This window comes from Pseudomonas sp. Irchel s3b2 (assembly GCF_900187445.1).
GTDB lineage: Bacteria > Pseudomonadota > Gammaproteobacteria > Pseudomonadales > Pseudomonadaceae > Aquipseudomonas.
The window spans coordinates 17130-28489 of the sequence record NZ_FYEB01000006.1; the positions used below are offsets into that span (position 1 = coordinate 17130).

The 11360-nt window shown below is 57.3% G+C and carries 10 protein-coding genes and 2 pseudogenes; 8 read left to right on the plus strand and 4 right to left on the minus strand.

Annotation, left to right across the window (positions count from 1 at the left end; all coding sequences use genetic code 11):
- The 8 genes and pseudogenes from modC to CKW20_RS15430 all read left to right on the plus strand — a co-directional run.
- The gene (gene modC, locus CKW20_RS15395; protein ID WP_095053680.1) at positions 1-1080 is read left to right on the plus strand and encodes a molybdenum ABC transporter ATP-binding protein; all 1080 of its coding nucleotides are present in this window, start codon (positions 1-3) and stop codon (positions 1078-1080) included.
- An 87-nt stretch (positions 1081-1167) separates the two neighbouring features.
- On the plus strand, positions 1168-2205 hold the full coding sequence (locus CKW20_RS15400) for a DNA topoisomerase IB (RefSeq protein WP_095053681.1): 1038 nt from the start codon (positions 1168-1170) through the stop codon (positions 2203-2205).
- Positions 2206-2273: 68 nt separating this feature from the next.
- On the plus strand, positions 2274-2531 hold the full coding sequence (locus CKW20_RS15405) for a hypothetical protein (RefSeq protein ID WP_095053682.1): 258 nt from the start codon (positions 2274-2276) through the stop codon (positions 2529-2531).
- Between the two features lie 131 nt (positions 2532-2662).
- Positions 2663-2893, plus strand: coding sequence for a hypothetical protein (locus CKW20_RS15410; protein ID WP_008012835.1), 231 nt, complete (start codon positions 2663-2665; stop codon positions 2891-2893).
- A 304-nt stretch (positions 2894-3197) separates the two neighbouring features.
- Complete coding sequence (locus CKW20_RS15415; protein ID WP_095053683.1) at positions 3198-3482, plus strand: hypothetical protein; 285 nt, start codon at positions 3198-3200, stop codon at positions 3480-3482.
- A gap of 47 nt (positions 3483-3529) precedes the next feature.
- Positions 3530-3955: a hypothetical protein gene (locus CKW20_RS15420; RefSeq protein WP_095053684.1), complete on the plus strand. Its 426-nt coding sequence runs from the start codon at positions 3530-3532 to the stop codon at positions 3953-3955.
- A 320-nt stretch (positions 3956-4275) separates the two neighbouring features.
- Positions 4276-4398 (plus strand): annotated as a pseudogene (locus CKW20_RS15425) (LysR family transcriptional regulator); the annotation flags it as partial.
- Positions 4392-5759 (plus strand): annotated as a pseudogene (locus CKW20_RS15430) (tyrosine-type recombinase/integrase); the annotation flags it as partial. The pseudogenes CKW20_RS15425 and CKW20_RS15430, both read left to right, overlap by 7 nt.
- A gap of 324 nt (positions 5760-6083) precedes the next feature.
- Here the strand turns inward: CKW20_RS15430 and CKW20_RS15435 are convergent.
- From CKW20_RS15435 to CKW20_RS15450, 4 genes are all read right to left on the minus strand, one after another.
- Positions 6084-7457, minus strand: a complete 1374-nt coding sequence (locus CKW20_RS15435; RefSeq protein WP_095053685.1) for an aspartate aminotransferase family protein — start codon at positions 7455-7457, stop codon at positions 6084-6086.
- 262 nt (positions 7458-7719) lie between these two features.
- A complete protein-coding gene (locus CKW20_RS15440) occupies positions 7720-8901 on the minus strand; it encodes a hypothetical protein (protein ID WP_095053686.1) in 1182 nt (393 codons plus the stop codon).
- Positions 8902-9148: 247 nt separating this feature from the next.
- Positions 9149-10387: a serine hydrolase gene (locus CKW20_RS15445; RefSeq protein WP_095053687.1), complete on the minus strand. Its 1239-nt coding sequence runs from the start codon at positions 10385-10387 to the stop codon at positions 9149-9151.
- Between the two features lie 6 nt (positions 10388-10393).
- The gene (locus tag CKW20_RS15450; protein WP_095053688.1) at positions 10394-11350 is read right to left on the minus strand and encodes an ABC transporter ATP-binding protein; all 957 of its coding nucleotides are present in this window, start codon (positions 11348-11350) and stop codon (positions 10394-10396) included.
- Positions 11351-11360 lie beyond the last annotated feature (10 nt).

Here is an 11360-nt window from a genome sequence, read left to right on the forward strand (position 1 = left end):
ATGATTCATACGCGCTTGAAACTGAACTATTCGGGATTCGCCCTGGATATCGATCTGCAACTGCCCGGCCGTGGAGTGACCGCGCTCTACGGCCATTCCGGCTCGGGCAAAACCACATGCCTGCGTTGCATCGCCGGTCTGGAACAGGCCGAGCAGGGTTTTATTCAGGTCAACGATGAAATCTGGCAAGACAGCGACAAACGGATTTTTGTCCCACCGCATAAACGCGCCTTGGGTTACGTCTTCCAGGAAGCCAGCCTGTTCCCGCATTTGTCGGTGCGGGCCAATCTTGAGTTCGGCCTCAGACGTATTCCCCGCCAACAGCGCCGAGTCGACATGGCGCATGCCACTGAGTTACTGGGGATTGGCCATTTGCTGGGCCGTGATCCGCAAAATCTTTCGGGCGGCGAACGCCAGCGGATCGGCATTGCTCGCGCCCTGCTCACCAGCCCGAAACTGTTGCTGATGGACGAACCGCTGGCGGCGCTCGATAGCCAGCGTAAAAACGAAATCCTGCCTTACCTGCAGCGGCTGCACGATGAGCTGGACATCCCCGTGCTGTACGTCAGCCATTCTCAGGATGAAGTCGCGCGGCTCGCCGACCACCTCGTCCTGCTCAGCAACGGCAAGGCTTTGGCCAGCGGCGCCATCGGCGAAACCCTGGCTCGGCTCGATCTTCCGCTGGCGCTGGGCGATGACGCCGGTGTGGTTATCGAAGGGCACGTCAGCGCCTATGACGCTGACTACCAGTTGTTGACCTTGCAACTGCCTAACACCGACCTGAGCATTCGGGTCGCGCATTCGCCGATGGCTGAAGGCCAGGCACTGCGCTGCAAGGTCCAGGCGCGGGATGTGAGCCTGAGCCTGCAAGGCGTTGAGCAAAGCAGCATTCTCAATCGCCTGCCGGTCACGGTGATCAATGAAATCGGTGCTGATAACGCCGCACACGTATTGATCCGCCTGAACGCGGCCGGCACACCGCTGTTGGCGCGGATCACCCGCTATTCCCGGGATCAATTAGGCGTGCATCCCGGACAGCAACTCTGGGCGCAAATCAAAGCGGTGGCGGTGCTGGCCTAAAATCTGTCGGCACTCTCTAGGCACCCCGGCAACAGCGCGCGGTCAATGGCTTAACGTCCCATGATTCGTCGTCCTGGATTGCCCGCCATGCCAGATACCGCGTCGCCCGATGTTCTGCCGCCTGACCTGCATTACGTCGATGACAGCCAGCCCGGCATTACCCGCAAGCTCCTGCGCGGCAAGTTTTGCTACTTCGACCCGGCGGGTCAGCACATTACTGATCCGGATGAAATCAAACGCATCAATGCACTCGCGGTGCCGCCCGCCTACACCGACGTGTGGATTTGCCCCGATCCGCGTGGCCATCTGCAAGCCACCGGCCGCGACGCTCGCGGCCGCAAGCAATACCGTTATCACCCGCGCTGGCGAGAAGTGCGCGATGCCGACAAATATTCGCGCTTGCGGGACTTCGGCCAGGCCCTGCCGAAACTGCGCAAACAGCTTGAAACTCTGTTGGCCGCGCCCGGCTTCAGCCGCGACAAGGTCATGGCCACGGTGATTACCTTGCTCGATGCGACGCTGATCCGGGTCGGCAACACGCAATACGCCCGGGACAATCGCTCCTATGGCCTGACGACCCTGCGCAGCCGTCACGTCGAGGTCAACGGCAGCGCGATTCTGTTTCAGTTTCGCGGCAAGAGCGGCATCGAGCACCAGATCACCGTAAAAGACCGACGCCTGGCGCGGATCATCAAGCGGTGCCTGGAAATCCCCGGGCAAAATCTCTTTCAGTATCTGGACGAAAACGGCGAGCGGCACACCGTCACTTCCTCCGACGTCAACGCCTACTTGCAGACGTTGACCGGCGCCGATTTCACCGCCAAGGATTATCGCACCTGGGCCGGCAGCGCACTGGCGTTGGCGGTATTGCGCGAGCTGCAGTGGGAATCGGAAGCCGATGCAAAGCGGCATGTGGTGGAAATGGTCAAGAACGTCGCCCGGCAGTTGGGCAACACGCCGGCGGTTTGCCGCAAGTGCTACATCCACCCGGCGGTCGTCGATGGATTTATGCAGGGGGCATTGGCCCAATTGCCTCGAACGAGGGGACGCAAGAGGCTCAGGGCCGAAGAAGTCGCGCTGGCTGTGCTTCTGGAGAAGCTTATCGAGACGACCGAGACCCCGTGAGACCTCTTGGAGGTGAACTTAACCGACGAACTGACTAGCCGTTTTTTGCATGATCGCAAGGGGCTTCTATGCTTGATCTGAACACGAATAGCTTCGGTGCCGCCATGGAAGACATTTTCGTCGTGAAACGCTGCAACAAGATCATCGTTCATGGCCGCCGGGCCGGAGAAGCCGATCATTCACCACCCGACGCCGCTGTCTGGTATCGCATCGCCGATACCCGTACTCGCGGCTTCATCGGTGACGGCTTCGATCTTGAAGAGGACGCCGTGCGCGAATGTCGGCGGCTTAACGCGGTCAGCTCGCCGAAGTCCTGGCACGCCTGAAGCCGACCTGTTTTATTTCCGGGTCTATACTTAAAGGAGCTGAAGGATCAGCGACCCATCGGCAGAAAGCTCGCTCCTTCGCGGGCTTTTTGTTGCCCTTTACCCGATTTCTTTGAACGGAGGTGTATGTCATGTCCGAGAAAGAGTCCATCACCACCCTGCTCACCCTGCTTGACTCCCGTCAGGCGCGCCTTGCCGCCGCGTGCAAGGAAATCGCCGATTGGGTTGATAATCAAGGAGGGCATCCGACAGCCCTCAGGATTCGCGATCGTCTGAACGACATCGAGAAAGACACGCCACAGATTCGCAGTGCTCTGTCTTCACTCAAACCTGTCGAGCCGCCGCTGCCTCGGTTCAGATGAGCCGACCAAGGTACTCAAACCAGGGACAGAGCCCGAGTCAGGACGCCTGATCGGTGACATCATCGTCACCAGGCTTATGCCTGTCTGCGTTACACACCAACCCGGCCAAGTTTGCCGGGCTTTTTTTGTTTGTGCCCTTTTCCATTTCACACCGCCTTCACAACTCCCCCTCTACAGTGCATCTACTCCTTTTCAAGAATGCCCATTGGCCCGCCCGCATGCGGGCCTTTTTTTGCCTGTTATATAGCGAACGAACGCCTTCGCCCGCCTGTCGAACGATTACATATCAAGAAGGAGATACCCCATGGTCACTCACTTCAAAATCGGCGGGCACCTGGCCTGCGGACACAAAGGCAGCAACCTGACTTCAAGCAGCATACTGACTCGCGTGAAATGCAGAAGCTGCCGCAACACCGATGCGTTCAAAGAAGCACGCAAAGCCGAACGCAACGCTGCACGTCGGGCCGCACGCAAGGCCAAAGCCACCCACACCGCCAATGACTGGCGCGCAGCCTGGACCCAGCGGCTGATCGAAATGCCCGGTTTACAAAGACTGCCGCGTGGTTTTACCGGCCAGCCATTCGTGTAGCTGACTCCCTGATCCCAACATGGGGCGCTATAGGAGAGGAAATACCGATGAACAGACCTCTTCTGCTTCTGATCGTCTGCCTGTGCCCCACGTGGGTGATGGCGCAAGGGTGCGACGTCAAAACCCGATCCCAAAGCCCTTCAGTTCCCGTGATCGAAACACACTCCTGCTACGAGTACGATGGCATGCCCGTGGACTCTATTGATTGGTCCTGCAGCAACGAGAGCAAGGAAATGCTGACCAGCACCAAGAAAAAAGTCCAACAGTGCGGCGATCGCTATCGGGCCACCTGCCTGGGCACATTGACTGCAGAGGCGCTGGCCAACCCTCTGTCCATCAGCAAGGACAAGAACAGCAAACCGCTGAACATCCCCGACGATGCCCAGGTCATCACGTATTACTACACCGTCGAGAACCTGCCGCAGGCCAAGATCGATTGCGAAACCGGTGGGGGGAAATGGACTGAGAAGTAGTGAATGGTTGTGCAACGAGATCTATCTATCCACGTATTTGGTCAAAAATAGCGGATCAGAAACAAACAAGGGTTTGCATTAGCTTTCGCTTGCAAACCCTTGATTTTAAATGGTGCTGAAGCCGGGGTCGAACAAACAACCTAAAGACCTCTATATTACTGGTTTTCTCTAATATCAGATTCGTCACATATACCTAAACGTATACCTAAAACGGGAAGTACCCTGGTCTTCTTCGTCTCCAGCCGGTCGCCTATCGTGCAGATGCCCTCCCCCGTTTTGCCGTCGCCGGGTGGCGCTTGTGATCATCATTGCTCTCCCCGCTTCCTGTGACTGGCTACGCGCAGGCCAGCGACGGCGAGGCCTTGTGTCACCTGGCACTGGCTGGGCCGGGCTTGGCGCGTCAAGCAGCCTTCCAAGTGCGTGAGGACATTGCCACCGACCGCGAGCCCGCAAGGACGGCGTATCGGTCAGCTTTTTCTATCGCTATCGGTGGGGCGACCAGAACAAAGAGTACGCCTGCGGGTCCTGGCCGCGCAAATCCCTGACCGACATCCGCAAGGCCCGCAACCAGGCCCGAGCGCTCATTGATGAGCAAATCAATCCCAACGAGCAAAAGAAAACCGCCAAGGCACAGGCTCATGCCGCGACGAACGCAGAAGCCGAGCAGGAAAAGTCGACGAAGGTGCAAATACTGACCGTCCAGGATCTGGCCAAGGCCTGGCTGCTGGATGGCGTCGCGCGTAAAGATGGAAATGCCGAGTTGCAACGGCGCTTTAACAAGGACCTTTTGCCAGCACTTGGTAGGACAGCGGTGAACAATGTTTCCGAACACGATGTTCGGGCGCTGATCCGGGCCGTGGTCAACCGAGGTGCTCACCGGCAAGCCATCAGCTTCTTCGCCGACCTCACCCAGATGTTCAGCTAGGCTAGAAAACGCCAACCTTGGCGGGCCTTATTGATCGAGGGTGATCCAACTGAGCTGGTCGACATCTCCCCGTTGATCCCTGCCGACTACGAAGCGGAAAGAAGCCGCATCCTTTCCCCGGCTGAGCTGTTGGAATTGCACAACCGCTTCCAGCAAATGACCGCCGATTACAACGCCCTACCCGCTGGTCAAAAGTACGAGGGTATTCGTCCATTAAAGAAGGAGACTCAACTCGCGCTCTGGATCAGCCTGGGCACCTTGTGCCGGATTGGCGAGTTGCTGCAGGCCGAATGGAAAAATGTCGACCTGGACCAGCAGACTTGGTTTATTTCCAGCGAGAACGTCAAAGGCACCCACGGCAGGAAACAGGACCACCATGTCTTCCTCTCGCCCTTCGCCCTGCATTTCTTTCAGGAACTCAAGACCCTGACGGGAGATTCCCTGTGGTGCTTTCCCAACAAGCAGGATGATGGGCATGTGGACGTGAAAGTGGCGAGCAAACAGGTGGGCGATCGCCAGGCCCGGTTCAAAAACCGCAAGGCCCTCTCCAGACGGCGTCACGACGATACGCTGGTGCTTGCCGACGGCCAAAACGGCGACTGGACACCGCATGACCTGCGCCGCACGGGCGCGACCATGATGCAGGCTTTGGGGGTCAGCCTGGACGTCATCGACCGCTGCCAAAACCATGTGCTGGCAGGCTCGCGGGTGAGGCGCCATTACCTGCATCACGACTATGCCGAAGAGAAGAAGCGCGCCTGGAACCTGTTGGGCGATCGACTCAGTGCCGTATTGTCCTCGACCTACGAGCATCCTCCGGCCGAGTCGATGATGTCTTTTCCAGCGTATACCGCGACTGGATCCCTACCGCCTTCATAAGTCGGCGTCTTTAGTGCTGCGTGTGGGCGCCGATGCGATTTTGACCCAAACCGTCGGAAATCTTTGACCCATTCGAATACTCAGCAATCGATGTCCTTGCGTGGGATTTCAGAAGCTGCACATGGGTCAGCTAAAATCAGCAACCCAGGTCAAAATCGCATCAGCGCCAACACTAATAGGATAAAAAGGTGCTTTGTCCTGATGAGACTCCATCCTGACCAAGGATGCCGTCTTGAGCCTCATTTGGCCAAAGGACAAAGCGAGTATGAAGCTGCTGGCCGGAGGACTCCACATTCCGGCTCTGCCTGTAGTGAGTGGCGTTAACTACTGTGCAGTGTGTTTGAGGTACCAGTGTTGTGTCGCATCCAAAGAAGCCGCAAAAACTCCAAGGATTTCATTGATATCCTTCTCCGTTGAGATCAACGGAGGACAGAATGCCAATGCATCTCCCATGACTCGGTTGATCATTCCACGCTCCTGGGCCTGAGAGGACAGATACCGCCCGAGTCTGCCAACAGCCTCAAAAGGCTCTTTTGTGTGCCGGTCGGCTACCAACTCAACGGCAGCAATCAACCCCACACCACGAACCTCTCCAACCATAGGATGATCAGCAAACTGCTGAAGCCCCTTGCGAAGGATAATCCCCATTTCAGCAGCATGCTGAACCAGGCCCTCCTCTTCGATAATTTTAAGATTCTCCAGGGCGACTGCAGTAGCTACCGGGTGCCCGCTACCAGTGAAGCCATGCCCTAACGTGCCGATCGACTGGCTCTGGTCGGCAATGTCTTGGTAAACAGCGTCGTTAATCAATATGGCTGCAATGGGCTGATAGGAGGACGACAGCTGTTTGGATACCACCATGACGTCTGGTTTGATATCAAAGGTCTCGCAACCGAACATATTGCCGGTTCGACCGAAACCACAGATGACCTCGTCCGCGACAATCAAGACGTCATGCTTGCGGCACACCTTCTGGATCTTTTCCCAGTAGGTCTTCGGCGGAATGATCACCCCCCCCGCTCCCATCAGCGGTTCGCCATAAAACGCTGCGACCGTCTCAGGGCCTTCCTTGATGATCAGATCATCCAGTTCTCGGGCGAGGCGATCGGCGAACTGTTCTTCTGTTTCACCTGCTCGACCATATCGGTAAAAGTGCGGGCAGCTGACATGCAGGAAGCCCGGCAGGGGAACGTCAAAACCGCGCTGATTTGCCGGCAGCCCAGTGAGGCTCGCACTTACGGTAGTGATACCGTGATATGCGTTCTGCCGACTGATGAACTTTTTCTTGGTGGGCTTCCCCAGAGCATTGTTCCGGTACCATAAAAGCTTAACTACTGTGTCGTTTGCCTCAGAGCCGGAGTTGGTGAAAAACACTTTGCTCATCGGCACCGGAGCCATCTTCACCAATTTTTCGGCGAGCTCGATGCTGGGGCGGTGTGCCTTGCTGGAAAACACATGATAGAACGGCAGTGTACGTAGCTGCTTTTCGGCAGCCTCAATCAGCCGCTGGTTGCTGAAACCAAGCGCTACACTCCATAGCCCTGACATCGCCTCGATGTATCGCTTATTTTGATTATCATAAACATGAACTCCTTCTCCACGTTCTATAATGAGGGGGCCATCCGCCTCATGAAGTCGAGCATCCGTATAAGGATGGAGGTGATTTTTAACATCTTTTTGTGCAAGCAAATCCGTCATGATTTTGCCTCGAAGTGAGAGAGGATTCGTTAAACCAAGGGCCGTGTAGAAACCCAAATTAAATACCCAGGCAACCGCACCAGGCTCCACAACTACAACAACTACTTGTCGCCAATAGCCACGGAGCAAAAAGCGGCATAAACACCGTAATCGGTGTCCGGACTTACTTGACCAATTCAGGCTCGCCTACAGGTTATGCGCTAAACCTGTGGGCGAGCCCGCTCGCGAAGAGGACTTTAGGGCTGTTGCCAAAAAATCCGGATCAGAAGTAATAACCGATGTTCATGTACAACTGGTTTTCCCACTGGTTACTACCACCAGCCCCCAGGCTCTGGGTGAGGCTGCCGCCACCGATGACCGGATCATTCTTGCCGTACAACCATTCCGTGGCGATCCACAGCTTGCTGAGGGAGAACGATGTGCCGAATATCATCCGTTGCGAGGTCTTGAAATCGTCAGCAGATTTATCGAAGGCGCTGTAGTTGGCGTACAGCTTCACACCGCTGATCTGATCGAACAGATACTTGCCGCTGACGTCATAGCTCACATCCGCCACGTACAAGTTGCCGCGACTGGCGACGTTGAAGGTGGCGTCGTAACTGCCGAAAGTCACCAGTTCATCGGTGCCGGGGTTGCGCGGGGACATCTGCTGTCGCGCGGCTTGCAGTTGCACGCCCCATGGGCCGTTCTTGCCGATGTAGTGCACCGCCATGGCATTGCGCCGGCCATCGTTGTTGGTGTCGCGGTTCTCCAGGGACGAGGTCAGGCCAGAGATCCCGACTTCGGACTTCCACGGCCCCAGGTCCAGCGCCTTGGCCACCCGCAGGACCACGGTGTTGCGTTCCTGGTTGTTGCTGCCGTCGGTGACATAGCTGTCCGCTTCGGAGACCACGGTGGAGTAGGTTTCACCGTTGCTAGTGCCTTTACCCTGCCAGGCGGGGCGCAGGTAGTAACCGGCCTGAATATTCCAGTCGCCGCTTTGCTGGATGTACTTGGCGCCGACTTCTTCCACGTCTTCCAGTCCTATGACGCTGCCCAGGGTTTGGTAGAACGTGCTGCCGAAGTACGGCTGCAAACCGAACGGCAGCTGGTTCAGGCCGACTTGAACCTGCTGGTCGGGGTTGAACTTGTAGCCGATCCACGCCAATTCGGCGAACTGGACGTCACCGACATTCTCTGTGTACTCGTAAGGGTAGGCTCGACCGTAGAAACGGTATTGGGCCTCGCCGATCCAGGTATCGGAGTTGTACTTGGCGCTGAGGATCGCGGTGTCGAAGTTGAATTTCTGGATGTCGCGATCCGGGTCATAGTCCCAACGCGCCCGGACGGCACCGCCGAGATCGAGGTTGTCGGTGACCTGGATCGCCATCGCAGGGGTGGAAAGGGCCCCCAACAGCGCCAGCGGGGTCAATGAGCGCAAGGCCCGGGTGGTGTTCAAGTTCATGGTCGCTCCGTCTCTTGTTTATTTTATTGTTGGCAACACTCATCCCGGCCACGGCAAAAGCGCGGTCTGGATGAAAGGGGTAGGGCCCACCAGAACGAAGGCTGCAAACAGCGTCCAAGTGAGGGCCGGGAGGTTCAGCCGCCGGCGGCCAGCCGGGTCTGGGTGTAGCTATGCCGAGCCTGCACACCGCACCTCTTCACCAAGGCTGGGAGGTGCCTGACAAGCCGCGGTCATTCACACTCCCGCGTCAGCTGCGTTGCAGTTCTTCAACCACAGCGGCACAAGCACGGAAGGTATTCAACGTCCACTCTGCATTGATAAAGTCCGGCCAACTGGAAAGTTTTACGATTGCCACTTCAGAAGCCGGATCCCAATAGATACTCTGCCCAAATACTCCGCGCGCCGAGTAGGTACCCTGTTCACTGTCCAGCACCCAGCACTGATTGCTATAGGCGCTGTTAGGAAAGTGTTTGACATAGAAGCCATAGAGGACTTCAAAAGCCGGTGTGGAACCACGGCCGCATGCGCGCACAAACTCCTCTGGAACAATCTGTTGGCCGTTGAAACGTCCCCCCTGCAGATACATCTGGGCAAAGCGCCCCAGATCACGCAGCGTGGCGCTCATCCCGCCATCGGCCAATGCAGTTCCAACGCAATCGAGGGTGATATTCGCGTCTTGTTCTGCCCCCAGTCTTGACCAGATCTCCCGGCTCAGTAAAACGGGGAGCCGCTCGCCGCAGGCCCGCTCACAGACCCAGGCCAACACGTCGGTATCCACTGAGCGATACTCAAAGAACTGGCCATGTTCACGGTCTTTACTCAGCGACTTCAACAAACCATAAATGCTGTCAGGCGACTTTAGCTCTCCCCGTTCACGCCAACCGGAGGCGATATCCAACTGGATGAATTCAGCATCCGGATCGGTGTAGTCCTCCCTGAATCTCACTCCCGTGCGCATATCCAGCAGATCCTGTACCCGGGCGTCGCCATAACCGCTTGCCGAAAGTTCGGGCACATAGTCGCTTACAAGCGCTTGGGGATCGATTCTGCCCTGGCCGATCAACCTGCCGACCAGGCTACCGACGACGGTCTTGGATACCGATTGCAACAGATGCAACGTGTGCGGCTGCATACCGTTGAAATATTGCTCCGAAACCACCTTGCCTTGATGAAGCACCAAAAAACCATCGGTGTAGCTATCGGTCAAGAAGCTCGCCAGATCGGTTTGCCCGCCGTCGACCCGCTGGAAACGTACGTCGTCCAGTGAGCGTTCGTTGCGCTCGAGTTCGGTGACCGTCCCGGGACTGCGATGAATAGCGGCCACCGGAAACAGCTGGCTCATGTGCTGAAACGACCAGCGGTTATAGGGCGGACTGTCCCAATTATGCAGGCCAACTTGCTTTTGCCGGGGCGGCGGATAGCCCTGCATTAGCCTTAAGTCCTGATAACCAATGCCGGGGGCGGTCATGTCTTTTTTATTGTACATAGGGGTTCAGCTCTCATCGTTCAGAGGGTGGTGGCAAGAAAAGCGGTGGCCGTGATCCTGGGTCTCGACTGGCACCTCTCGGCGACAACGCTCACTGGCCCGCGGGCAACGAGGCGCGAAGTGGCACCCGGCAGGCCGGTTCAAGGGGCTGGGGATCTCGCCACTCAAGACTTGCAACTGGTCACGGCGTTCCGGGTCGATGGAGGGCACTGAATTGAGCAGCGCACGAGTGTAGGGATGACGCGGTCGGCCAAACACCTGCTCCACAGGCCCGGCCTCGACGATGCGCCCCAAGTACATAACCAGCACCTGCTGCGCCAGATACTCGACCGTCGCAAGGTCGTGGCTGATAAACAGGTAGCTCAGGCCATTGCTGGTCTGCAGCGTCTTGAGCAATTGCAGCACTTGGGCCTGGACCGACACGTCGAGCGCCGCCGTAGGCTCATCGAGGATCAGCAGTTTCGACTCCAGCGCCAGGGCCCGGGCGATAGCGATGCGCTGCAACTGGCCACCGGAGAATTCATGGGGATAGCGCTCCATGTGCTCCTCGCCCATCCCCACATTTCCCAACAGCGTGAGAATGCGCGCGTGCAAGGCGCTACCGCGCAAACCAAAGGCAACCTTCAGCGGCTCGGCAACAATTGCCTTAATCGTCATTTTCGGGTTCAGCGAGGCGTAGGGATTCTGGAACACCATACTCAAGCTCCTGCCCCGCTCCCTGGCATCAGTGGGCAGCGGCCGACCTTCGACCAGAATTTGCCCACTATCGGCTGGCAGCAGACCGAGCAAGGTCGCGGCAACCGTACTTTTGCCACAACCGGATTCCCCCACCAGCGCAACGGTCTCACCGACCTTCACCTCCAGGCTGATGTGGTCAATGGCGGTCACCAGGCCGTCGCGGCTGGCGTAGGTCTTGTGCAGCTGATTGACACTCAGCAGTGCGGGCTGTTTGTTGTTATTCATAGCCGTTTAC